At 73.8% G+C, this 22,753-nt stretch carries 20 protein-coding genes; 15 read left to right on the top strand and 5 right to left on the bottom strand.

Going from position 1 to position 22,753, the window contains the following annotated elements:
• Window positions 1–115 precede the first annotated feature (115 nt).
• The 4 genes from ACIGO8_RS29745 (at window position 116) to ACIGO8_RS29730 (ending at window position 4,183) form a co-directional block, all read left to right on the top strand.
• Window positions 116–985: a TatD family hydrolase gene (locus ACIGO8_RS29745; RefSeq protein WP_399737083.1), complete on the top strand. Its 870-nt coding sequence runs from the start codon at window positions 116–118 to the stop codon at window positions 983–985.
• Between the two features lie 76 nt (window positions 986–1,061).
• Window positions 1,062–2,219, top strand: coding sequence for a ubiquitin-like domain-containing protein (locus ACIGO8_RS29740; protein ID WP_399737081.1), 1,158 nt, complete (start codon window positions 1,062–1,064; stop codon window positions 2,217–2,219).
• Window positions 2,220–2,300: 81 nt separating this feature from the next.
• Window positions 2,301–3,185, top strand: coding sequence for a 16S rRNA (adenine(1518)-N(6)/adenine(1519)-N(6))-dimethyltransferase RsmA (gene rsmA / locus ACIGO8_RS29735; RefSeq protein ID WP_399737079.1), 885 nt, complete (start codon window positions 2,301–2,303; stop codon window positions 3,183–3,185).
• A complete protein-coding gene (locus tag ACIGO8_RS29730) occupies window positions 3,182–4,183 on the top strand; it encodes a 4-(cytidine 5'-diphospho)-2-C-methyl-D-erythritol kinase (protein WP_399737077.1) in 1,002 nt (333 codons plus the stop codon). Before rsmA ends, ACIGO8_RS29730 begins: the two co-directional genes overlap by 4 nt.
• A gap of 11 nt (window positions 4,184–4,194) precedes the next feature.
• On the opposite strand, the gene ACIGO8_RS29725 is transcribed toward ACIGO8_RS29730, so the two are convergent.
• Window positions 4,195–5,220 (bottom strand): hypothetical protein, encoded by a 1,026-nt coding sequence (locus ACIGO8_RS29725; protein WP_399737075.1) that lies wholly within the window; start codon window positions 5,218–5,220, stop codon window positions 4,195–4,197.
• A 180-nt stretch (window positions 5,221–5,400) separates the two neighbouring features.
• Between ACIGO8_RS29725 and ACIGO8_RS29720 the strand changes: the two genes are divergently transcribed.
• Window positions 5,401–6,849, top strand: a complete 1,449-nt coding sequence (locus tag ACIGO8_RS29720) for an acyltransferase (protein WP_399737073.1) — start codon at window positions 5,401–5,403, stop codon at window positions 6,847–6,849.
• A 60-nt stretch (window positions 6,850–6,909) separates the two neighbouring features.
• On the opposite strand, the gene ACIGO8_RS29715 is transcribed toward ACIGO8_RS29720, so the two are convergent.
• From ACIGO8_RS29715 to ACIGO8_RS29705, 3 genes are read right to left on the bottom strand one after another with little or no spacing between them, the layout of a single operon-like run.
• Entirely contained in the window at window positions 6,910–7,587 is a 678-nt protein-coding gene (locus ACIGO8_RS29715; RefSeq protein WP_399737071.1) for a TetR/AcrR family transcriptional regulator, read from the bottom strand.
• A gap of 24 nt (window positions 7,588–7,611) precedes the next feature.
• Window positions 7,612–8,757, bottom strand: a complete 1,146-nt coding sequence (locus ACIGO8_RS29710) for a hypothetical protein (protein WP_399737069.1) — start codon at window positions 8,755–8,757, stop codon at window positions 7,612–7,614.
• On the bottom strand, window positions 8,754–9,839 hold the full coding sequence (locus tag ACIGO8_RS29705) for a hypothetical protein (protein ID WP_399737067.1): 1,086 nt from the start codon (window positions 9,837–9,839) through the stop codon (window positions 8,754–8,756). The genes ACIGO8_RS29710 and ACIGO8_RS29705 overlap by 4 nt, the downstream gene beginning before the upstream one ends.
• 108 nt (window positions 9,840–9,947) lie before the next feature.
• On the opposite strand from ACIGO8_RS29705, the gene ACIGO8_RS29700 reads away from it, so the two are divergent.
• The 8 genes from ACIGO8_RS29700 to ACIGO8_RS29665 all read left to right on the top strand — a co-directional run bounded on the left by ACIGO8_RS29700 (window position 9,948) and on the right by ACIGO8_RS29665 (window position 20,809).
• Window positions 9,948–11,744: an ABC-F family ATP-binding cassette domain-containing protein gene (locus ACIGO8_RS29700; protein WP_399737065.1), complete on the top strand. Its 1,797-nt coding sequence runs from the start codon at window positions 9,948–9,950 to the stop codon at window positions 11,742–11,744.
• A gap of 134 nt (window positions 11,745–11,878) precedes the next feature.
• Window positions 11,879–13,690, top strand: coding sequence for a hypothetical protein (locus ACIGO8_RS29695; RefSeq protein ID WP_399737063.1), 1,812 nt, complete (start codon window positions 11,879–11,881; stop codon window positions 13,688–13,690).
• Window positions 13,691–13,730: 40 nt separating this feature from the next.
• Entirely contained in the window at window positions 13,731–15,608 is a 1,878-nt protein-coding gene (locus ACIGO8_RS29690; protein WP_399737062.1) for a PQQ-binding-like beta-propeller repeat protein, read from the top strand.
• 161 nt (window positions 15,609–15,769) lie between these two features.
• On the top strand, window positions 15,770–16,444 hold the full coding sequence (locus tag ACIGO8_RS29685) for a LuxR C-terminal-related transcriptional regulator (RefSeq protein WP_399737060.1): 675 nt from the start codon (window positions 15,770–15,772) through the stop codon (window positions 16,442–16,444).
• 161 nt (window positions 16,445–16,605) lie between these two features.
• Entirely contained in the window at window positions 16,606–17,646 is a 1,041-nt protein-coding gene (galT, locus tag ACIGO8_RS29680; RefSeq protein WP_399737058.1) for a galactose-1-phosphate uridylyltransferase, read from the top strand.
• Entirely contained in the window at window positions 17,643–18,614 is a 972-nt protein-coding gene (galE, locus tag ACIGO8_RS29675) for a UDP-glucose 4-epimerase GalE (RefSeq protein WP_399737056.1), read from the top strand. Before galT ends, galE begins: the two co-directional genes overlap by 4 nt.
• A gap of 34 nt (window positions 18,615–18,648) precedes the next feature.
• On the top strand, window positions 18,649–19,794 hold the full coding sequence (gene galK, locus ACIGO8_RS29670; RefSeq protein WP_399737054.1) for a galactokinase: 1,146 nt from the start codon (window positions 18,649–18,651) through the stop codon (window positions 19,792–19,794).
• 280 nt (window positions 19,795–20,074) lie between these two features.
• Complete coding sequence (locus ACIGO8_RS29665; RefSeq protein WP_399737052.1) at window positions 20,075–20,809, top strand: LuxR C-terminal-related transcriptional regulator; 735 nt, start codon at window positions 20,075–20,077, stop codon at window positions 20,807–20,809.
• On the opposite strand, the gene ACIGO8_RS29660 is transcribed toward ACIGO8_RS29665, so the two are convergent.
• The gene (locus tag ACIGO8_RS29660; protein ID WP_399737050.1) at window positions 20,768–21,265 is read right to left on the bottom strand and encodes a MarR family winged helix-turn-helix transcriptional regulator; all 498 of its coding nucleotides are present in this window, start codon (window positions 21,263–21,265) and stop codon (window positions 20,768–20,770) included. The genes ACIGO8_RS29665 and ACIGO8_RS29660 overlap by 42 nt on opposite strands.
• A gap of 163 nt (window positions 21,266–21,428) precedes the next feature.
• Between ACIGO8_RS29660 and ACIGO8_RS29655 the strand changes: the two genes are divergently transcribed.
• Both ACIGO8_RS29655 and ACIGO8_RS29650 read left to right on the top strand, forming a co-directional pair.
• Entirely contained in the window at window positions 21,429–22,259 is an 831-nt protein-coding gene (locus tag ACIGO8_RS29655) for a trans-aconitate 2-methyltransferase (RefSeq protein WP_399737048.1), read from the top strand.
• Complete coding sequence (locus ACIGO8_RS29650; protein ID WP_399737046.1) at window positions 22,259–22,621, top strand: VOC family protein; 363 nt, start codon at window positions 22,259–22,261, stop codon at window positions 22,619–22,621. Before ACIGO8_RS29655 ends, ACIGO8_RS29650 begins: the two co-directional genes overlap by 1 nt.
• The last annotated feature ends 132 nt before the right edge of the window (window positions 22,622–22,753 follow it).

Here is a 22,753-nt window from a genome sequence, read left to right as displayed (position 1 = left end):
CACCCGGGCATCCGCCGGGGCGTCCGGCCCGGCATCCGCCCCGGCGTCGGCCCGGGCGTCCGTCCCGGCGGTATTCCTTCGCCCGTGAACTCATGGCCCTCGTACGATCGGGGCCATGAGTTCCAAGGACGCCCCGCCGCCGCTGCCCGAGCCCCTGCTGGTCCCGGTCGCGGACTCGCACACCCACCTCGACATGCAGTCCGGCACCGTCGAGGAGGCCCTCACCAAGGCCGCCGCCGTCGGCGTGACGACGGTCGTCCAGGTCGGCTGCGACATCAAGGGCTCGCAGTGGGCCGCCGAGACCGCCGCCCGGCACGAGCACGTCCACGCCGCCGTCGCCCTGCACCCGAACGAGGCGCCCCGGATCGTCCTCGGCGACCCGGACGGCTGGTCGCGGCAGGGCGCCCGCGAGGCGGGCGGCGACGCGGCGCTCGACGACGCCCTCGCCGAGATCGACCGGCTCGCCGCCCTGCCGTACGTCCGCGCCGTCGGCGAGACCGGCCTTGACCACTTCCGCACCGGTCCCGGGGGCATGGCCGCGCAGGAGCGTTCCTTCCGCGCCCACATCGAGATCGCCAAGCGGCACGGCAAGGCCCTGGTCATCCACGACCGCGAGGCCCACGCCGACGTGCTGCGCGTCCTCGACGAGGAAGGCGCGCCCGAGCGGACGGTCTTCCACTGCTACTCCGGCGACGCCGAGATGGCCGAGATCTGCGCCGCCAAGGGCTATTACATGTCCTTCGCCGGCAACGTCACCTTCAAGAACGCCCAGCCGCTGCGCGACGCCCTCGCCGTCGCCCCGCTGGAGCTCGTCCTGGTCGAGACCGACGCGCCGTTCCTGACGCCCGCGCCCTACCGGGGCCGGCCGAACGCCCCGTACCTCATCCCGGTGACCGTCCGGGCGATGGCGGCGGTGCGCGGCATCACGGAGGAGGAGCTGGCCGAGGCCATCGGCGCGAACACCGCCCGCGCCTTCGACTACTGACCCTCAGATAACGGTTACGCAACGTAGCCGGGTCGTTTTGGAGAGTGACCGGCCGCACGGCTAGGGTCCGGGCCTCGTGAGCACTTCGCATCGGTCCGGGGCACGCCGGGCCGCCCGGCGGCGCAAAGCGCGCCCGTCCGCCGGCGAGGGACTGCGGCGGATCGTCCCGCAGGCCCTCGTCGTCGCCTTCCTCGCCGGCGGCACCAGCGCCTTCGTCGTCAACGACAAGTCCGTCCGGCTCTCCGTCGACGGTGTCCCGCGCACCCTGCACACCTTCGCCGACGACGTCGACGAGCTGCTCGCCGACGAGGGCCTGGCGGTCGGCGAGCACGACATCGTCGCGCCCGCGCCCGGCACCGCGCTCGGCGGCGGCGACGAGGTCGTCGTCCGCTACGGGCGGCCGGTCGCCCTCACCCTCGACGGCCGCCGCCGCCAGGTGTGGACCACCGCCCGCACCGTCGACGGCGCCCTGCGCCAGCTCGGCGTGCGCGCGGAGGGCGCCTATCTGTCGGTGTCCCGCGCGGCCCCGATCTCCCGCCAGGGCCTCGCCCTCGACGTCCGCACCGAGCGCGCGGTCACTCTGCTGGCCGACGGCCGCGAACGGACCGTCCGCACCAACGCGGCCACCGTCCGCGAGGCCGTCGAGGAGGCCGGGATCACGCTCTCGGGCCAGGACACCACCTCCGTACCGCTCGACTCCTTCCCGCGCGACGGCCAGACGATCACCGTGCTGCGGATCACCGGCACCCGCGAGATCCGCGAGGAGCCCGTGCCGTACGCCGTCGAGCGGACCCGGGACCCGGAGCTGTTCGCCGGGACCGAGGTCGTCGAACGGCGGGGCGTGCCGGGCGTGCGCCGCGTCACGTACGCCCTGCGGACCGTCAACGGCGTCCGGCAGAGGCCGCGCCGGATCGCCGAGGAGACCGTCCGCGAACCCGTCACCCAGCAGGTCCGGGTCGGCACCCGCCCGCTGCCCAGCTCCGTCGCCGGAGCCGACGGCCTGAACTGGGGCGCGCTCGCCGCCTGCGAGTCCGGCGGCCGCCCGAACGCCGTCGACCCGTCCGGCACCTACGGCGGCCTCTACCAGTTCGACCCGGGCACCTGGCACGCCCTCGGCGGCTCCGGCACGGCCCAGAACGCCCCGGCCGCGGAGCAGACCTTCCGGGCGAAGAAGCTCTACGTCCAGCGCGGGGCGAGCCCCTGGCCGCACTGCGGCCGCCGGTTGTACGGGTGAGGCCCCGGCACGCCCGGGCGCGACCCCGGCCCGGTGCGGCCGGCCGCTGGGGCACCGGCCGACAGGGCCTAGGCTGTAGCGGTGAGCACCACCACTGGCCCCGACGGCCCCGACGCCCTCCTCGGCCCCGCCGACATCCGTGAGCTGGCCGCCGCACTCGGCGTGCGGCCCACGAAGCAGAAGGGCCAGAACTTCGTCATCGACGCCAACACCGTGCGGCGGATCGTCCGCACGGCCGAGGTCCGGCCCGACGACGTGGTCGTGGAGGTGGGCCCCGGGCTCGGGTCCCTCACCCTCGCGCTCCTGGAGGCCGCGGACCGCGTGACGGCCGTCGAGATCGACGACATCCTGGCCGCCGCCCTGCCCGCCACCATCGCCGCGCGCATGCCGGAGAAGAAGGACCGCTTCGCGCTGGTCCACTCCGACGCGATGCACGTCCAGGAGCTCCCGGGCCCGGCGCCGACGGCCCTGGTGGCCAACCTGCCGTACAACGTCGCCGTGCCCGTGCTGCTGCACATGCTGGAGCGCTTCCCGAGCATCGAGCGCACGCTCGTCATGGTGCAGTCCGAGGTCGCCGACCGGCTCGCCGCCCAGCCCGGCAACAAGGTGTACGGCGTGCCGTCGGTGAAGGCCAACTGGTACGCGGAGGTCAAGCGGGCCGGCGCCATCGGCCGCAACGTCTTCTGGCCCGCGCCCAACGTCGACTCCGGTCTGGTCTCCCTGGTGCGGCGCACCGAGCCCGTGGCCACCAGCGCCTCCCGCAAGGAGGTGTTCGCGGTCGTCGACGCGGCCTTCGCCCAGCGCCGCAAGACGCTGCGCGCCGCGCTCGCCACCTGGGCGGGCTCGCCCGCGGCGGCCGAGGCGGCCCTGGTGGCCGCCGGGATCTCGCCGCAGGCGCGGGGCGAGGCCCTGACGGTGGAGGAGTTCGCGCGGATCGCCGAGAACAAGGGAGCGGGACAGCGGTGAGCACGGGTACGGGTCACGAGGACGCGCTCGCAGACACGGACACCACCGGCGCCCGCACCGGCACCGGCGCCCGCACCGGCTCCGCCGGCCGGTCCCGGGCCGTCACCGTGCGCGTGCCCGCCAAGGTCAACGTGCAGCTCGCGGTCGGCGGCGCCCGGCCCGACGGGTTCCACGACCTCGCCAACGTCTTCCTCGCCGTGTCCCTCCACGACGAGGTCACCGCGACGCCCGCCGCGACGCTGACCGTCACCTGCGAGGGACCCGACGCCGACCAGGTGCCGCTCGACCGCACCAACCTGGCCGCGCGGGCCGCCGAACTCCTGGCCGCCCGGCACGGCATCGCGCCCGACGTCCACCTGCACATCGCCAAGGACATCCCGGTGGCCGGCGGCATGGCGGGCGGCAGCGCCGACGGCGCCGGCGCCCTGCTCGCCTGCGACGCGCTGTGGGGCCTGAACTCCTCGCGCGCCGAACTCCTGGAGATCTGCGCCGAGCTGGGCAGCGACGTGCCCTTCAGCCTCGTCGGCGGCGCCGCCCTCGGCGTCGGCCGCGGCGAGCGGCTGACCGAGCTCCCGGTCGGCGGCACCTTCCACTGGGTGTTCGCGGTCGCCGACGGCGGTCTGTCCACGCCCGCGGTGTACGGCGAGTTCGACCGGCTGGGCGACGGCGTGACCGTGCCCGATCCGGAGGCGTCCCCGGCCCTGCTCGACGCGCTGCGCACCGGCGACACGGGCGCCCTCGCCGGCGCCCTCGCCAACGACCTCCAGGCCGCGGCGCTCTCCCTGCGGCCGTCGCTCGCCGCGACCCTCGCGACCGGCACCGACGCCGGCGCGCTGGCCGCGCTGGTGTCCGGCTCGGGGCCGACGACCGCGTTCCTGGTGAAGGACGCGGAGGCCGCCGAGTCGGTCGCCGCGGCCCTGATCGCCTCCGGCACCTGCCGGACGGCTCGGGTGGCGACCTCCCCGGCGGCCGGGGCCACCGTCCTCGACCGGGCCTAAGCCCTGGCCGGCTACAGCTTGTTCTTCGAGATGCGGGCCAGCAGCAGGTTCGGGTCCGGGTTCGGCACGAAGTAGCCCGCGCTGGTCACGTACACCTTCTTGGCGTGCACCGCCACGGAGGTCGGGTTGGACAGACCGTCCGCCGCGGTCAGGACGGTCTTGTGGCTGCCGTCGGGGCGGACGAGTTCCAGCTCGCTGTCCAGGACGAGCGCGGCGAGGACCGTGTCGCTGTGCCCGGTGAAGGCGAAGTCGTCGATGCCGACGAGCCCGGTCGCCCGGGTCTCGATCGGGCCGGCGGCATGGTCGGGCCCGGGGCCGACCGGGATGCGCAGCAGGGCCGAGGCGGCGGTGTTGGACACCCAGACGGCGCCGTCGTGGATCTTGAGGCCGTTGGCGCCGAAGGGCAGGTCCGCGGACGGCTCGAGGGCGGGCCCGGAGGCCCACACCGTGGGCTCGTCGCCGTTCACCGGCACCCGCCACACCACGCCGCGCGCCGAGTCCGCGACGTACAGGACGCCGCACCGCTCGTCGAGTGCGATGCCGTTGGGCAGCCCGTCGGCCGGCAGGTGCGCGATCTGCTCCAGCGCGCCGTCGGTGGCGATGCGCCAGATGCCGGTCTCCTCGGTGCCGGTGGCGTAGGCGACGTACAGCGTGCCGTCGTGGGCGCGGGCGATGCCGGTGGCGATGGCGGCGCCGATGTTGGGCGTCTGCGGGTTCGCCACGGGAGGCAGTTCGGCGACGGGCTCCCGGTCGCCGTGGTGGTCGACGCGGACGACCTCGTGCGCGTAGGCGAGCGTGATGTCGGCGGAGCCGTCCGGTTCGAGGGCGATGTTCTCGGGTGTCTCGCCGGCGCCGAAGTCGAAGTGGGCGACGACGTGCGGATCCGTCACGGTGGGATCGGCGGCGGACGCGGGTCCCGCGGCGAGCATGCCGAGGGCGGCGCCGGCCGCGAGCGCGGTGGCCGGCCGGGCCAGACGAGGGAGGCGGGCCAGTCGGGGGAGGCGGGCCAGTCGGGGGAGGAGGGGGAGGCGGGTCATGGGTCTCTCCTTGTGAGGGTGCGACACCAGACGAAGATGACGGTCCGCGGGGCCGGCCGTGCGGCAGCCCGGGCCGCGAGGTCGCCCGCGCGGCGCACCGGGGCCAGCCATCCGTACTCATACGCGAGTTGAGTATCCGAGCGGTGCCGGGTCGGGGCACGGGAGCGGCACCGTGCCCGTATGGGAATCAGCGGAGAGCGCGACGACAGCGGAGGGGCCGGCGGATCCGGTGGAGGCGGTGGCATCGCCGAGACCGCCGAGAACGGCGAAACCGGCGAAACCGGCACAACCGGCCGAGGCGGCTTTCGGCGGAAGGGTGCCGTCGGTGCCCGCGCCCGCGATCTCGCCGCCGCCACGCCCGCGACCCGTGACCGCTACGTCGACCTGCTGCGGGTCGCCTCGCTCGCGGTGGTCGTGCTCGGCCACTGGCTCATGGCCGCCGTCACGCCGGACGGGCAGGTCGGCAATCTGCTCGCCGTCGTGCCCGGCCTCCAGATCCTGACCTGGGGCCTCCAGGTCATGCCGGTGTTCTTCTTCGTCGGAGGCTTCGCGCACGCGCTCGCCCACCGTTCGCGCCCGCGGTACGCCGCCTTCCTGCGGGCCCGGCTGCAGCGGCTGCTGCGCCCGACGACGGTCTTCATCGCCGTGTGGGGCGTGCTCGCGCTCGCCGTCCAGCTGCTCGGCGCGGACCGGGGCCTGACCGGGGTGGCGCTGCGGCTCGTCACCCAGCCGCTGTGGTTCGTCGGCATCTATCTCGCGATGGTCGCCTTCACGCCGCCGCTGCTGCGGCTGCACGGACGGTGGGGCTGGGGCGCGTTCGGCGCGCTCGCGGCGGGTGCGGTCCTGGTGGACGTGCTGCGGTTCGCGGCCGGCGTGCCGTACGTGGAGTTCCTCAACTTCGCGCTGGTGTGGCTGGCGGTCCATCAGCTCGGCTTCCTGCGCGCGGACGGCATGATCCGCCGCCCCGCGCTGCTCGCCGCCGCGGGCCTCGCGGGAGCGGGACTGCTGGTCGCCCTCGGGCCGTATCCGCTGTCCATGGTCGGCATGCCGGGCGAGGAGGTCTCCAACATGGCCCCGCCCACGCTCGCCCTGCTCTGCCACGGCCTGTGGCTGGTCGGCGCGGTGGAGCTCCTGAAGGGCGCGGGAGCGCGGTTCGCGGCGCGGGCGCGGGTGTGGCGGGCGGTGGTCGCGGCGAACGGCATCGCGATGACCGCGTTCCTGTGGCACCTGACGGCGATGCTCGGCGTGTACGGGATGCTGCTCGCCCTCGGCGTCCGGCTGCCCGCACCGGCAACGGCGGCCTGGTGGGCACAGGTCCCGCCGCGGCTCGCCGCCGCGGCCGTCCTCACCGCGGTGCTGGTCGCCGTCTTCCGCCGCGCCGAGCGGCCGGTGCCGCCCGCCCCGGCGTCCGGCTCGGGCGGTCCGGTCGCCGCCGTCGGCGTCACGCTCGCGCTGTTCGGCGTGCTCGGCCTGTCGATGACCGGCTTCGGCGGCCTCCTGGAGGGCCGCACGGCGACCCTGGTCGCGGTCCGGGTCACCGCGCCGGCGGCCGTGGCGATGGCGCTCGCCGGCTGGTTCCTGGTGGAACGGGCGGGCCGCTCCCGGCCCCGGCCCCGGCCCCGGTCCTGACGGTTCTTCCCAAGGCTCTTCCCGACGGCTCTTCCCGACGGGTCTTCCCGACGGTTCTTCCTAACGGCTCTTCGCGAGCGCGGCCTCGAAGCCGTCCAGGGTGGCCCGCAGGCCGAAGGAGAAGGCGTCGTCGGGGCCCGCGGTGTACGTCGCCGCGGCCGGGTCGTCGAGGCGGGCGCGCAGGCGCGGGAAGGCCTTGGCGACCTCGGCGGCGGCGGCCATGGTGTCGGCCAGTTCCTTCTCGGGGTCGCCGCTCTTGCTCAGGCGACGGGTGAGGGAGACCTGGGCGGCCGCGCCGAGGGCGCTGCCGAGGACGTAGACGAAGACGGCGGCCGCGGCCCGGTCGGCGTCGGCGGGCGAGAAGCCCGCCTTCTCGTACAGGGCCAGGCTGTGGTCGTCGTGGCGGGACTTGCCGGGCCCGTAGAGCAGGTGGCTGCCGAAGGCCTGGCCGAGCCACGGATGTCGGGTGAGCATCGCGTGCATGCTGCCGGCCATCGCCGTGGCGGCGGCCCGCCAGTCCATGGCGTCGAGGTCGGGCAGTTCGACCTCGGTCCACACCGCGTCGCCGGCCAGCCGGACCAGCTCGTCCTTGGTCTTGATGTGCCAGTAGACGGCGGTGGCGGCGGTGCCGAGTCGGGCACCGAGGCTGCGCATGTTGAGGCCGTCGAGTCCCTCCTCGTCGAGGAGCTCGATGGCGGCGCGGACGATCTGGTCGGGCGTGAGCGTGCTTCGGGCCATGGACACACTCTACTTGAACAAAGTTCAGGCGCCTCCTCGGGCCTTCCCGAGCGTGCAGCCGTGGGCCTTCGCCGAGCGCGTGGCGAAGGACTTCAAGGCGGCGCGCAGCGCGGGCTGGTCCAGGGCCAGGCGGTCGCCGGCGGGAGAGACCTCGTAGACGGCGCGGGTCGGGGCATGGGCGCAGTCGGCCCACAGGACGTAGCGGCCGTCCGGGGCGTCGGTGGGCCCGTCGGCCGTCGGGAGGTCTTCGAGGCGGTCCTCGACGACGCGGTGGAGGGCGGGGCCGTAGGAGGCGGTGAAGGTGTAGAGCGGGGCGCCCTTCAGGCCGCCGAGCGTGCAGCCCTCCTGCGGCTTGGGGCCGGCGAGGGTCTCGACGGCCGTACGGACGCCCCAGCGCGCGGCGGTCGGGGCGTCCAGGATGCCGGCGCAGCTGCCGGAGACCGAGCCGAAGGGCCTGTGGTCCCAGGCGTTCACCGAGACGCCGACCTCCCGCACCGGCGTGCCCTCGGTGACCTCGCAGCCCTGCTGCCGGGCGTAGGCGGCCGCCGTCCGGGTCAGCACGCCGACGAGGGCGGCCCGGGCCTCCGGGCGGCCGAAGTCGGCGGCGCGGTCGATCCGCGCGCTGGCCTCGGCGGCGAACCCGCCGCCCGCCTCGTCGCCCGCCTCGTCGCCCGCCTCGTCGCCCGCCTCGGCTCCCGCCGTGCCCCCCGTCCTGTCGCCCGCCTTGTCGTTGTCGCAGGCGAGGAACAGCGAGGCGGTCGCCTCGCCCCGGTCGTCGGAGTCCGCGTCGGGATCGAAGGCGAAGCCGCCGGTCCAGCCGTGGCCGAGCGGCGCGTCGGTGGCCGACGCCTCCACGTCGGCGAAGCGGTCCGCCAGCTCGCTCACCGTCACGCGCACGTCGATGCGGCCGTCCGCGTCGTCGTCGACCTCGCCGACCCGGCACTGCCACCAGCGGATGCCGTGGTCGTCCTGCCGGATCTCGGCGGTCACCTCCGCGCCGCCGACCAGGTCGCGTACCGCTTCCGCCGCCAGCGTCCCGTCGCAGGCCGAGTCCAGGGCCCGGTCGTGGCGCCACTCGTCCCAGCCGCCCGACAGCCAGAACAGGCCGCCCGCCACGACCACGGCGCCCGCCGTGACCGCCGCCGTGAGTTTCAGCCTCCGGTGACTCAACTCCACACCTTTCCCAGGATCCTCGTGTCGCGGCAGCCGTGGGCCGCGTCCAGATAGCGCCGGAGCAGCGCGTCCGCCTGCGCCGGCAGGCCGGCCGGCTCCTTGGCGGTCAGGCTCACCCGGTGCAGGGCCGGGCCGCCGGCGCACCGGGACTCCGCCCACGCGGCGAGCGTGGCGGTCCGCCCGTTCTTCGGCGGGGCGGCGGCGGCGTCCAGGGCGGCGAGCTCCCGCCCGTACGCGGTCCGCGCCTCCGGCAGGACCTCGCCCCACCAGCTCGCCGAGGTCACGCCGACCGTCCGCGCGCCCTTCAGGGCACCGGTCCAGCAGGCCCGGGCCCAGGCGTGGGCGGCGCCGTCGGCCGGCTGTCCGGTCGGCCGCCAGCCGGCGCCGAGGTACGCGGGCCGGAACCAGCCGCAGGCCTCCGCCTCGCCCTTCTTCCCGGCCGCGTCCTCGGCCTCGTCGTCCGGGCGCGGCGCCGGGCGCACGTCGGCGGGCCGCACCGGGGCGCCGCCGCAGCCGTACCGCTCGCGCAGCCGGTTCGCGACGGCGGCGACCGCCAGGCCGACCTCGTCGACCGTGTCCGCGCCGGCCTCGTCGCCGGACAGCGTCCCGTGGACACGGAAGCTCGTCACCGGCCGGGGCACGCCGGGCAGACCGGCCGGGCAGGCCACCACGGTCTGCGCGTCGGCCCGCTCGTACTCCTCGGACCAGCCCGGCGCGCGCTCGTACGGATCGCCGGTGAGGTCCTCGACCCGTACGCCCTTCAGCGGGGCGTCGAGCACCGGCACCGCCGTCACCCGCAGCGCCGCGCCCTCCTCGCCGCCCACACCGCAGTCCGTCAGGTCGCGCGGTCCCGGCGCGGCCCGCACCCGCCACCACTCGTCGTCCGGCAGCAGCCCGCGCACCGCCTCCCGCGGCAGCACTCCGCCGCAGGCCCGCGCCAGCGCGTCCTCGTTGTTCCATTCCCGGCGCTCGGCCCGCACCAGCACGAAACCCGCGATCACCGCCGCCGCCAGCACCGCGACCGTCGCCTGCGGCAGCCACCGGTGCTCGCGGAAGCGCGCCCATGCCGATCCGGTCATCGAAGTCCCCGTCCCCGTCGTCGCACTCGCGAACGAATCACCGCACGCTATCCCACCCGTCCCGCCCGTCTACCCTGGAGTCGATCGATCCCCCGGTACAGGAGTGAAATGGCCGTCAACCTGGTCAATGTCGAGTCCGTCAGCAAGGTGTACGGCACCCGTGCCCTGCTCGACGGGGTGTCCCTCGGCGTCTCCGAGGGGGACCGGATCGGCGTCGTCGGGCGGAACGGCGACGGCAAGACCACCCTCATCCGCATGCTGGCCAAGCTGGAGGAGGCCGACACCGGCCGCGTCACGCACAGCGGCGGACTGCGGCTCGGCGTGCTCACGCAGCACGACTCGCTCGACCCGAAGGCCACCATCCGGCACGAGGTCATCGGCGTCATGGCCGACCACGAGTGGGCGGGCAGCGCCAAGATCCGTGACGTGCTCACCGGCCTGTTCGGCGGGCTCGACCTGCCCGGCTTCGAGCAGGGCCTCGACACCGTCATCGGCCCGCTGTCCGGCGGCGAGCGGCGGCGCATCGCGCTGGCCAAGCTGCTCATCGAGGACCAGGACCTGATCGTCCTCGACGAGCCCACCAACCACCTCGACGTCGAGGGCATCGCCTGGCTGGCCGGCCACCTCCAGGCCCGCCGCTCCGCGCTCGTCTGCGTCACCCACGACCGCTGGTTCCTCGACCAGGTCTGCACCCGCATGTGGGACGTGCAGCGCGGCAGCGTGTACGAGTACGAGGGCGGCTACTCCGACTACGTCTTCGCCCGCGCCGAGCGGGAGCGGATCGCCGCCACCGAGGAGGTCAAGCGCCAGAACCTGGTCCGCAAGGAGCTCGCCTGGCTGCGCCGCGGCGCGCCGGCCCGCACCTCCAAGCCGCGCTTCCGCATCGAGGCCGCCAACGCGCTCATCGCCGACGTGCCGGAGCCCCGCGACACCAGCGAGCTGATGAAGTTCGCCAACGCCCGCCTCGGCAAGACGGTCTTCGACCTCGAGGACGTCAGCGTCACCGCCGGTCCGAAGAGCCTGCTCAAGCACCTCACCTGGCAGCTCGGCCCCGGCGACCGCGTCGGTCTGGTCGGCGTCAACGGCGCCGGCAAGACCTCGCTCCTGCGCGCCCTGGCCGATGCCGCCGTCACCGACGGGGACATCCAGCCCGCCGCGGGCCGCATCGTCGTCGGCAAGACCGTCCGGCTCGCCTACCTCTCCCAGGACGTCACCGAACTCCCCGCCCAGCTGCGCGTCCTGGAGGCCGTGCAGCAGATCCGCGACCGGGTCGACCTCGGCAAGGGCCGGGAGATGACGGCCGGCCAGCTGTGCGAGCAGTTCGGCTTCTCCAAGGAGAAGCAGTGGACGCCGGTCGGCGACCTGTCCGGCGGCGAGCGGCGCCGGCTCCAGCTGCTGCGGCTCCTCATGGACGAGCCCAACGTGCTCTTCCTCGACGAGCCCACCAACGACCTCGACATCGAGACCCTCACCCAGCTGGAGGACCTCCTCGACGGCTGGCCCGGCTCGATGATCGTCATCTCCCACGACCGGTTCTTCATCGAGCGCACCACCGACCGCACCTTCGCGCTGCTCGGCGACCAGACCCTGCGGATGCTGCCGCGCGGCATCGACGAGTATCTGGAGCGGCGGCAGAAGATGATCGAGGCCGCCGCCCCGGCGCCGGCGCCCGCCCCGGTCAAGGAGAAGTCGGCCGCCGACGCCCGCGCCGCGAAGAAGGAGCTGCAGAAGGTCGAGCGGCAGCTCGACAAGCTCTCCGAGAAGGAGACCAAGCTGCACGCCCAGATCGCCGAACACGCCACCGACTTCGAGAAGGTGGCGAAGCTGGACGCCGAGCTGCGCGAACTCGCGGGTGAGCGCGAGGAGTTGGAGATGCGCTGGCTCGAACTCGCCGAAGACGCGTAGAGATGTCGTAGAGGACGCGTAACGAGGGCATCACGGGCCGGTCCTCCCTTGGGTACAAGGGACGGACCGGTCACTTTTGCGCCAAGCCGTGAGTGGTAGAAAGAAAACCCGCTCACATCAAGGGGGAAGCGCTGATGACCCAGCCGCCCAGCAACCAGCCGCCGGGAGGCTTCGGCGCGCCCGATCCGAACGCGCCCGGCGCGAACCAGGGCAACGTGCCTCCGGTTCCGCCGATGCCGCCGCAGGCTCCGCCCGTTCCGCCGCAGGCGCCGCCGGTGCCTCCGCAAGGCGCGCCGCAGTCGCCGCCGCAGGCTCCGCCCGCCCAGCCCGGCCCGTACGGCTATCCGCAGCAGGCGCCCGCCCAGCCGGGCCCCTACGGCTATCCGCAGCAGGCGCCCGGCCCGTACGCCCAGCAGCCCGGCCCCTACGGCCAGCAGAACCCTTACGGCGGCTACCCGGCCACGCCCATGGCGCCGGCGCCCGCCCCGGGCGGCGGCGGCAAGAACCCGTTCAAGGGCAAGCCCGGCGCGATCATCGCCGCGGCCGTCGCCGGTCTGCTGCTCGTCGGCGGCGGCGCCTGGTTCGCGTTCGGCGGCGGCGACGACAAGGACCCGGTCGCCAAGCCCTCCAACTCCGCCACCACGGGGCCGAAGCCCACCGCGTCCGTCGACCAGGGCAACGGCGAGGGCGACGGCGGCAACGGCGACGAGGGCGACCTCAACGCGCAGCGCGCCGACGGCGAAGCCAAGATCAACTGGCTCCTGATGAACAACGTCGACCTGCCGCGCAACGGCTCCGACGTGTACGGCCCGTGGATCGTCGGCGACACCGTCGTCAAGGCCATGTACAAGAGCATCGACGGCTACAGCCTGTCCGACGGCTCCAGCAAGTGGCACATCGACGTGCCCTACAAGCTGTGTGCCGCGCCGCCGGAGCCGAACGCCGACGGCGTCATGGTCTTCGGCTACGAGGACAGCGCCGGCGACCGCGCCAAGTGCCTCCAGATGCAGCAGGTCGACCTCAAGACCGGCAAGACGGGCTGGAAGAAGGCCATCCCCAAGCCGACCGGCCTCTTCGCCTTCTCCGACAACACCCTCGCCATCAGCGGCAACACGGTGACCGCGTCCGGCTCCAGCTCGGCGTACGGCTTCTCCGTCGCCGACGGCAAGCAGCTCTTCACCTCGCCGACCAGCGGCTGCAAGCCCTACGCGTACGCGGGCGGCAGCAAGCTGATCGCCGCCTCGCAGTGCCCCACGGGCGACGTGAACAAGGAACAGCACGAGATCAGCGAGGTCGACCCCACCACCGGCAAGCCGAAGTGGAGCTACAAGCTCCCGGCCACCTGGGAGGTCGACCGGGTCTACTCCGTCGACCCGCTGGTCGTCTCCATGAACCAGCGCGAGCAGAAGAAGTGGGGCATCTTCTCCCTCACGCCGGCCGGCAAGCTGCGCTCGCAGATCCAGGGCGGCGGTACGGACAAGTTCGCCCCGAAGTGCGGCGGATCCTTCGTCGTCTTCGGCAAGAACCTCCAGGGTTGCACCGGTGTCGCCGCCGACGCCAACACCTTCTACATGGCGACCGAGACCTCCTACGGCACGCCCAACGAGGTCGTCGCCTTCGACCTCAACACCGGCAAGCAGAAGTGGCGTGCCAAGTCGCCCGGTGAGCAGAGCATGATCCCGCTGCGCATGGAGGGCTCCGAGGTGCTGCTCTACATCGAGCCCAAGTACGACGCGGGCAGCGCGGTCGCGACGCTCGCCCCGACGGGTGGCGCGCCCAAGGTGCTGCTCAAGGGCCAGGCGGCGGTCACGTCGCTGGAGAGCTCGTTCTTCGACGCCGGGTACGCGTACTCCAACGGCACGTTCGTGATCGCGGCCGGCCGGGTCTCCGCCTCCAACGACAAGGCGGAGAAGGAGACCAAGACGATGATGGCGTACGGCAAGTGACGCCCCGACCGCCCTTCGACACCGCAGAGGTGCCCACGTCATGACGCAGCCGCCACCGCCGCCGAACCAGCCGCCGGGGCCTCCACCGGGGACTCCGCAGGGCGGTTTCGGTGCGCCGCAGGACCCGCCGCCGGGCGGGTTCGGCGCACCCACGCCGCCGCCGGCCCAGCCGCCTTACGGCTATCCGCAGCAGCCCCAGCAGCCCCACCAGCAGCCCCAGCAGCCCCCGCAGCCGCCGGCCCAGCCGCCGACGCAGCCGGTGGGCCAGCCCGGGCAGCAGCCGCCGTACGGCTACCCGGCGCAGCCGCCGACCCAGCCGATGGGACAGCCGGCGCAGCAGCCGCAGTACGGCTACCCGCAGCAGCCCCAGCAGCCGTACGGGTATCCGACCCAGCCGCAGTTCCAGCAGGCGCCGCCGGTGCCGGCCGCCGGCGGCGGTAAGAAGCTGTCCGCGCAGATGCAGATCGTCATCGCGGCGGTCGTGGCCGTCGTGCTGCTGATCGGCGGCGGCCTGTGGTACGCCAACTCCGGTGACGACGGCGGCAAGGACGACACCGCCAAGGGCACCTCCGGCGGGACCGGCGGCGACGGCGGCAAGGACGGCGGCTCGGCCGGCATCGGCGGTGGCGGCAAGGAGAAGCCGCCGGCCAACCCGAAGTCCAAGATGGCCTTCCAGCTCCAGCTGCCGACCGTGCCCGACGTCACCGACCTGGGCGGCTCCTGGATCACCGACACGGCGTACGTGAAGACGGGCGTCAACTCGGTCGTCGGCTACGACCTGAACAAGGGCACGGTCCTGTGGACCCTGCCCCTGACCGGCCAGGTCTGCGGCACCTCCCGGCACACCACCGCCGACCACAAGGTGCCGATCCTGTTCGAGGCGACCAAGCGGGTCGCGCCGCGCTACTACCAGCCGTGCACCGAGGTCGGCCTGCTCGACCTCACCACCGGCAAGCTGGTGTGGCAGACCTCGGTCACCGGCGGCAACGGCGGCGACGCCAAGGTCCGCTTCAGCGAGATCACCCTGCACGACCGGACCGTCGCGGCCGGCGGCCTCGACGGCGGCGCGGCCTTCGACGTGGCCAACGGCAACGTGCGCTGGAAGCCCCAGCCCAACGCCGACAACTGCGACGACCTGGGCTACGGCGGCGGCGAGGGCGGCCTCGTCGCGGTGCGCAAGTGCGGTTCCTACGACAGCCCGACGGTCACGATCCAGAACCTCGACCCGATGTCCGGCCGGCCGCTGGCCCAGTTCAAGATGCCCTCGGGCGTCGACTACGCGTCGGTCGTCTCCACCAAGCCGCTGGTCGTCGCGGCCGACGTCGGCGACACCGCCGGTGACGGCAGCAACATCTCCGACTTCTTCTCCATCGACGAGAAGACCGGCAAGCTGAAGGCGAAGATCACGGCGGACGCGGACCGCTACGCGGCCCGCTGCCGCTCGACCAAGGTCGAGGGCTGCTCCCAGGTCCTCGTCGGCAACGGCCGGCTCTACGTGCCCACCGAGGAGCACGAGGGCAGCACCGGCGAGTACGGCGACGAGACCAACGAGATCGTCGCCTTCGACCTGGCCACCGGCCAGTCGGCGCCGGAGAAGGCGGACGCGGGCGACCGCTACACGCTGATGCCGCTGCGCATGGACGGCGGCAACCTGATCGCCTACAAGTGGCCGCCCTACGACCGCGGCGGGCAGATCGTCTCCATCGACGGCGGCACGATGAAGTCGACGCTGCTGATGGAGAACCCGGGCGACAAGGCCAACCGCGACGCCGAGACCAGCTTCAGCCAGACCGGCGCCGAGTTCCAGTACGCGAACGGGCACTTCTTCGTCGCCGAGACGCTGGTGAGCAAGACGACGGCGTCCACGTCCTCGTACGGCAAGCGCTACCTGGCGGTGGGCTTCACCACCGCGGGCTGACCCGCCCGCCCGCCCGCCGCGGCGGACGGCGTTCACTCGTGGGGCCCCTCCCTTTGGAGGGGCCCCACGTGCGATTGGGGCAAAGCGGGGCGGGGGAGTGTGTAGCTTGCCGGGCAGCAGGGCGGCCTGGGGAAGGCCTGCCCGGAGATGGGGGAGGACCGATGGGCGTTCGGCTCATGGTGGTCGACGACCACCGACTGCACGCGGAGGCGCTGGCCTCGGCGCTGAAGCTGCGCGGGCACCGGGTGCTCGCCGCGACGGCGCCGGTGGCGGGCGCCGCGGAGCTGGTGGTGAGCCGCGCGCCGGAGGTCTGCCTGCTCGGCACGGCCGCGCCGGCCGAGCCGGGCGCCTTCGACCCGGTCGTACGGATCAAGCGGGAGCGGCCGCAGGTGGCGGTCGTGGTGCTCGGTCCGGTGCCCTCGCCGCGCGGGATCGCGGCCGCCTTCGCGGCCGGGGCCTCGGGATACGTGCGGCACGACGAGCGGATCGAGGGCGTCGAGCGCGCACTTGTGAAGGCCCGGGCGGGCGAGGCGGCGGTGGCGCCGCAGCTGATCCAGGGCGCGTTCGCGGAGCTGCTGAACCCGGCCGCGCAGCCCGACGACGAGGGGCAGCTGCTGCTGCGGCTGCTCACGCCGCGCGAGGCGGAGGTACTGGTCCGGGTCGCGGAGGGCGAGGACACCCGGCTGATCGCGGCCGGCATGGCCATCGCGCCGAGCACGGCGCGCACGCATGTGCAGCGGGTGCTGATGAAGCTGGGCGTGGGTTCGCGGCTGGAGGCGGCGGCGCTGGCGGCGCGGACGGGACTGCTGGACCGGGTGCCGGTGCAGCGCGGCTAGGCCGTCTCCGCCCCGCTCGCCCCCAGCGCTCCTGGTCCGCACGGGCGCCCGGGCCGTACTTCCTTGAGGTGGTGGCGGGCTGCCGAGTGTTGACCAGTGATGTTTGATTGTGGTTTTTTATGGGTGGTTCTGTTGGATGAGGCTGCTGGAGGCCGCCCGCCGTGAAGAAGACCGTCACCCACCTCGCCGACGGCCGCGAGCTCATCTACTTCGACACGCACGACGGCGCCGGGCGCGACGCCGTCGACCGCCGGCCGCTCGAACCCGTCGTCTCCGCCTCCGAGATCCGCCACGACCCGCTCCTCGGCGAGCACGTCGCCATCGCCTCCCACCGCCAGGGCCGCACCTACCACCCGCCCGCCGACGCCTGCCCGCTGTGCCCCTCCACCACCGGCCGGCACAGCGAGATCCCGGCCCACGACTACGAGGTCGTGGTCTTCGAGAACCGCTTCCCTTCGCTGTCCGGCGCCAACGGCCGCTGCGAGGTCGTCTGCTTCACCTCCGACCACCAGGCCTCCTTCGCCGACCTGAGCGAGGAGCGGGCCGCCCTCGTCCTCGACGCCTGGACCGACCGCACCGCCGAACTCTCCGCCCGCGACGGCGTCGAGCAGGTCTACTGCTTCGAGAACCGCGGCGCCGAGATCGGCGTCACCCTCGCCCACCCGCACGGCCAGATCTACGCCTTCCCCTTCGCCACCCCGCGCACCGCCACCATGCTGCGCAACGCCGCCGCCCACCGCGCCCGCACCGGGCGCAACCTCTTCGAGGACCGCCTGGAGGAGGAGCGGAAGGGCGAGCGGGTGGTGCTGGCCGGGGAGCACTGGACCGCCTTCGTGCCGTACGCCGCCCGCTGGCCGTACGAGGTCCACCTCTACCCGCACCGGCGGGTGGCCGACCTCACCGCGCTCGGCCCGGACGCGCGCGCCGAGTTCCCGCGGATGTATCGGGAACTGCTGCGGCGCTTCGACCGGATCTTCGGTACGGACGAGCCGCCGACGCCCTACATCGCCGCCTGGCACCAGGCGCCGGCCACCCACGCCGACCGGGACGAGTTCGCGCTGCACCTGGAGCTTTTCACCGTCCGCCGGGCCTCTGGCAAGCTGAAGTACCTCGCGGGCACCGAATCCGGCATGGGCGCCTTCATGAACGACGTCTCTCCGGAGTCCGCGGCCGACAGACTCCGAGAGGTGAAGAGCGCGTGACTTTCAAGTACCTGGTGACCGGTGGAGCCGGCTATGTGGGCAGCACGGTCGCCGCCCACCTCCTGGAGGCGGGACACGAGGTCACCGTCCTCGACGACCTCTCCACCGGCTTCCGCGAGGGCGTGCCCGCCGGGGCCGCGTTCATCGAGGGCCGCATCCAGGACGCCGCGAACTGGCTCGACTCCTCCTACGACGGCGTCCTGCACTTCGCCGCCTTCTCGCAGGTCGGCGAGTCCGTCGCCCAGCCCGAGAAGTACTGGGACAACAACGTCGGCGGCACCATGGCGCTGATCGCCGCGATGCGCGCGGCGGGCGTGCGCAAGCTGGTCTTCTCCTCCACCGCCGCCACCTACGGCGAGCCGGAGACCGTGCCGATCACGGAGTCCGCGCCCACCGCGCCGACCAACCCGTACGGCGCGACCAAGCTCGCCGTCGACCACATGATCAGCGGCGAGTGCGCCGCGCACGGCCTCGCCGCGGTGTCGCTGCGCTACTTCAACGTGGCCGGCGCCTACGGCACGTGCGGCGAGCGCCACGACCCCGAGTCGCACCTCATCCCGCTGGTGCTGCAGGTGGCCCTCGGGCAGCGCGACGCGATCAACGTCTACGGCGACGACTACCCGACGCCCGACGGCACCTGCGTCCGCGACTACATCCACGTCGCCGACCTCGCCGAGGCCCACCTGAAGGCGCTCGACGCGATGACCGCGGGCGAGCACCTGATCTGCAACCTCGGCAACGGCAACGGCTTCTCCGTGCGGGAGGTCGTCGAGACCGTCCGCAAGGTCACCGGCCACCCGGTGCCCGAGGTCATGGCCGCGCGCCGGGCCGGCGACCCGGCCGTGCTCGTCGCCTCCGCCGACTCCGCGCGCGAGCGGCTCGGCTGGACGCCGTCGCGCCCGGACCTGGCGGCCATCGTCGAGGACGCCTGGGCCTTCGCCCAGGAGCAGCAGAAGAAGAAGCAGTAGCGCGAAGAGCGCGAAGAAGGAGCGGGGACGGCGGATGAGCGGTGTCGCGGCGGAGTTCGGTGAGCTGTACGGGGCCGGGCCCGAAGGGGTCTGGGCCGCGCCCGGCCGGGTCAACCTGATCGGGGAGTACACCGACTTCAACGAGGGCTTCGTGCTGCCGCTGGCCCTGCCGCACACGGCCGTCGCCGCCGTCTCCCGCCGGGACGACGGCGTGCTGCGGCTGCACTCCCGTGACGTGCCGGACGGTGTCGTACGGCTCGACGTGGCGGCGCTCACGCCGGGCGGCGTGCCCGGCTGGGCCGCGTATCCGGCCGGTGTGGTCTGGGCGCTGCGGGAGGCCGGGCACCGGGTGACCGGTGCCGACGTCCACCTCGCCTCGACCGTGCCGACCGGGGCCGGGCTCTCGTCCTCGGCGGCCCTGGAGGTCGTGACGGCGCTCGCCCTGAACGACCTGTTCGGTCTCGGCCTGTCCCGGCCGGAGCTCGCCGTGCTCGCCCAGAGGGCCGAGAACGCGTTCGTCGGCGTGCCGTGCGGCGTCATGGACCAGATGGCCTCCGCGTGCGCCACCGAGGGCCATGCGCTGCACCTGGACACCCGCGATCTGTCGTACCGGCAGGTGCCGTTCGACCTCGCGGCCGTCGGGCTGCGGCTGCTCGTCGTCGACACGCGCGTCTCGCACGCGCTCGGCGACGGCGCGTACGCCGAGCGGCGCGCCGGGTGCGAGGCGGGTGCGCGGGCGCTCGGTGTGCGCGCGCTGCGCGAGGTGAGCGCGGCGCACCTGTCCGACGCCCTCGGGCGTTTGAGCGACGAAACGGTTCGCCGCTATGTCCGGCACGTCGTCACCGACAACGAGCGGGTGGCCCGCACGCTCGCGCTGCTCGACGCGGGCGACGTGCGGGGCGTCGGCGCGGTCCTGACCGAGGGCCACGCCTCGCTCCGTGACGACCTGCGGGTGTCCTGCGCGGAGCTCGACCTCGCGGTCGAGGCGGCGAACGAAGCCGGGGCGCTGGGCGCCCGCATGACGGGCGGCGGCTTCGGCGGCTCCGCCGTCGTCCTCGTGGAGGACGCGCGCGCCGACGCCGTCGCGAAGGCGGTGACGCACGCGTTCGAGACGGCCGCGTTCGCGCCTCCGCGCGTCTTCCCGGCCGTTCCGGCGCCGGGTGCCCGTCGCCTGTCGTGACCCGGCGGCCGGCCCGCTTCACGGCGCCGGCCGTCGGGCCGACGGGCCGGCTTCACTCCAACGGGCCGTGGACATCCGCGTTTTGCCGCGGCGGGCGGACTTGACCCCTACTCTGGTGCGCAGTGCCGGTGGGGGCCGGTGCTGATCAGGGGTATCGAGACCGGCCGGGTACGGCACCCGGGGCGGGGTAACTGTCAGAGCACGGCGGCGGCCGTGCGACGGACCCGCTCCCGAAGTGCCGTGCCCGCGCCGGGGCGTTCCTCGACCACTTGGGGGTTCCGTGGCCCGTATCCGGGTTCTCGTGGTGGACGACCACCGCGTCTTCGCCGAGTCGCTGGCCGCTGCCCTGGCGGCCGAGCCCGATGTCGACGTGGCCGCCGCGGGCAGCGGGCCGGCCGCCGTGCGCTGTCTGGACCGGGCCGTCGCCGAGGGCCGGCGCTTCGACGTGGTCCTGATGGCCGCCGAGCTGGGCGGGGCGGACGGCGTGGCGCTGGTGGCGCAGCTGCGCGAGGGCAGGCCGGGGCTGCGGGCCGTGGTGCTCGCCGAGAAGGACGAGGCCCACCGTGCGGCGCTGGCGCTGCAGGCGGGCGCCTCGGGCTGGGTGGCCAAGGACTGTTCGCTGCAGCGGCTGCTGGCGGTCGTACGGGGTGTGCTGCGGGACGAGACGCATCTGCCGCCCGCGCTGCTCACGGGCGTGCTGCGGGAGCTGACGGAGGCCCGCAGGCACCGTACGGAGAGCGAGCGGCTGGTGGAGTCGCTGACGCCGCGGGAGCGCGAGGTGCTGCGCTGCATGGTGGCCGGGCTCGGCCGGAAGGCCGTGGCCGAAAGGCTCTTCCTGTCGCCGCACACGGTGCGCACGCACATGCAGAACGTGCTGGGGAAGCTGGGCGTGCACTCGACACTGGCGGCGGTGGCGCTGGCCCGCCGGGCCGGTGTCGGCCCGGCCGACGAGCCGGCCGGCCCAGCGCTCGCCTCAGCCGGGGATGTTGTCGAACGGGGCGGTCAACTGGCGTAGCAGGGCCGCCAGTTCGCCGCGTTCGCCGCGGGAGAGGCGGGACAGGATGGCCCGCTCCTGGGTGAGCAGCCCGGCGAGCGCCTGGTCGGCGCGGTCGCGCCCCTCGGGCGTGAGGCGGACCAGGACTCCGCGCCGGTCGCTGGGGTCCGGGAGCCGTTCGACCAGGCCCTTCTTGGCGAGCCGGTCGATGCGGTTGGTCATGGTGCCGGAGGTGACCAGGGTCTGGGTGAGGAGCTGGCCGGGCGAGAGCTGGTAGGGCGCGCCGGCCCGGCGCAGCGACGTCAGGACGTCGAACTCCCAGGGCTCGAGCTGATGCTCGGAGAAGGCGAGTCGACGGGCGCGGTCGAGGTGGCGGGCCAGCCGTGAGACACGGCTGAGCACCTCGAGCGGTTCCACGTCGAGGTCCGGGCGCTCGCGGCGCCATGCAGCGACCAGTCGGTCGACCTCGTCCTCCATGGCGATCAGTGTAGAGGGTCTGTTGACATAAAGTCTCTTGGGTTTGAGTTTCTTGACATCAAGTATCTTGACGTAGAGATATAGTCTTCTTGACTATGGGGAAGGGACCGGGCCGGAACTCCGTTCCGCTTCGGCAACTCGTTCCAGCAAGGGGGCTTCGAACATGTATTCCGTGGACTCCGCCGCACCGACGTGGGACCCACAGCAGTACCTCCGCCATTCCGGCCACCGCACCAGGCCGTTCCTCGATCTGCTCGCCCGAATACCGCAGCTGCCGAACCACCCCGCCCGCATCGCCGACCTCGGCTGCGGACCGGGCAACGTCACCGCTCTCCTCGCCGACCGCTGGCCCGGCGCCCACATCACCGGCTACGACCTCTCGCCCGAGATGCTGGAGCGGGCCGAGAAGGACTGGGCGGGCACCACCGCCGGCGGCGGCTGGCTCGACTTCCGGCCGGCCGACGCGGCCCACTGGACGCCCGACGAGCCGTACGACCTCATCGTGTCCAACGCGGCCCTGCAATGGGTCCCCAACCATCCCGAGTCCTTCGCCCTCTGGATCGACGGACTGCGGCCCGGCGGCACCTTCGCCTTCCAGGTGCCCGGCAACTTCACCTCGCCCAGCCACGCCCTGCTCGGCGAGCTGTGCGAGAGCCCCGAGTGGCGCGACCGCGTCGGCGACCAGGGCCGGCGCTTCGTCCACATCCTGGACCCGGGCGCCTACCTCCAGCGGCTCACCGACCTCGGCTGCGAGACGGACGTCTGGGAGACGACGTACCACCAGATGCTCGCCGGCGAGGACCCGGTCCTCGACTGGGTCAAGGGCACCGCCCTCCGGCCCGTGCTCACCGCGCTGCGGGACGACCAGGAGGCCGCCGACGCCTTCCTCGCCCAGTACCGCGAACGGCTGCGCGAGGCCTATCCGCCGGGTCCGCACGGCACCTTGTTCCCGTTCCGCAGGATCTTCGCCGTCGCCAGGAAGGCCACCGCCTGATGTTAAGGGCCATCGATCACGTCCAGCTGGCCGCTCCGGCCGGCAGCGAGCCGCTGCTGCGCGCGTACTACGAAGGCGTGCTCGGGATGACCGAGATCCCGAAGCCGCCCGCGCTCGCCGCCCGGGGCGGCTGCTGGTTCGCCGCCGGGCCCGTCCAGCTGCACGTGGGAGTCGAAGCCGGTTTCCGGCCCGCGCGCAAGGCGCATCCCGGGCTCAGAGTCAGCGGGATCGACGCGTTCGCGGCCCGGGTGGAGAGACACGGCGGCCCGGTCGTCTGGGACGACGGGCTGCCGGGCCACCGCCGCTTCTTCTCCGAGGACCCCGTCGGCAACCGGCTCGAGTTCCTGGAGCCCATGGAGTGACACGGGGGTGGGGGGGGGGCGGCCCCGGGGGGGCCCCCCCCCCCCCGCCCCGCCGCCGGGGGGGGGGGGGGGGGGGGGGGGTCCGGGGAGGGGGGGGGTGGTGGAGGCGCGCCCGGACGGGGCGGGATCCGA

This window comes from Streptomyces sp. NPDC053493 (assembly GCF_044544825.1).
Classification (GTDB): domain Bacteria; phylum Actinomycetota; class Actinomycetes; order Streptomycetales; family Streptomycetaceae; genus Streptomyces.
The sequence above is the reverse complement of the archived record's forward strand: the minus strand, read 5'-3'. Positions and strand labels throughout refer to the sequence as shown.

Bases quoted from the DNA above. Each gene is read 5' to 3' on its own strand.
- ACIGO8_RS29685 (WP_399737060.1), top strand. From the start codon at position 15,770: ATGGGCGTTCGGCTCATGGTGGTCGACGACCACCGACTGCACGCGGAG.
- ACIGO8_RS29705 (WP_399737067.1), bottom strand. From the start codon at position 9,839: ATGACCGGATCGGCATGGGCGCGCTTCCGCGAGCACCGGTGGCTGCCG.
- galK (WP_399737054.1), top strand. From the start codon at position 18,649: ATGAGCGGTGTCGCGGCGGAGTTCGGTGAGCTGTACGGGGCCGGGCCC.
- ACIGO8_RS29715 (WP_399737071.1), bottom strand. From the start codon at position 7,587: ATGGCCCGAAGCACGCTCACGCCCGACCAGATCGTCCGCGCCGCCATC.
- ACIGO8_RS29660 (WP_399737050.1), bottom strand. From the start codon at position 21,265: ATGGAGGACGAGGTCGACCGACTGGTCGCTGCATGGCGCCGCGAGCGC.
- ACIGO8_RS29700 (WP_399737065.1), top strand. From the start codon at position 9,948: ATGGCCGTCAACCTGGTCAATGTCGAGTCCGTCAGCAAGGTGTACGGC.
- ACIGO8_RS29690 (WP_399737062.1), top strand. From the start codon at position 13,731: ATGACGCAGCCGCCACCGCCGCCGAACCAGCCGCCGGGGCCTCCACCG.
- ACIGO8_RS29695 (WP_399737063.1), top strand. From the start codon at position 11,879: ATGACCCAGCCGCCCAGCAACCAGCCGCCGGGAGGCTTCGGCGCGCCC.
- ACIGO8_RS29655 (WP_399737048.1), top strand. From the start codon at position 21,429: ATGTATTCCGTGGACTCCGCCGCACCGACGTGGGACCCACAGCAGTAC.
- ACIGO8_RS29650 (WP_399737046.1), top strand. From the start codon at position 22,259: ATGTTAAGGGCCATCGATCACGTCCAGCTGGCCGCTCCGGCCGGCAGC.
- ACIGO8_RS29720 (WP_399737073.1), top strand. From the start codon at position 5,401: ATGGGAATCAGCGGAGAGCGCGACGACAGCGGAGGGGCCGGCGGATCC.
- ACIGO8_RS29745 (WP_399737083.1), top strand. From the start codon at position 116: ATGAGTTCCAAGGACGCCCCGCCGCCGCTGCCCGAGCCCCTGCTGGTC.
- ACIGO8_RS29725 (WP_399737075.1), bottom strand. From the start codon at position 5,220: ATGACCCGCCTCCCCCTCCTCCCCCGACTGGCCCGCCTCCCCCGACTG.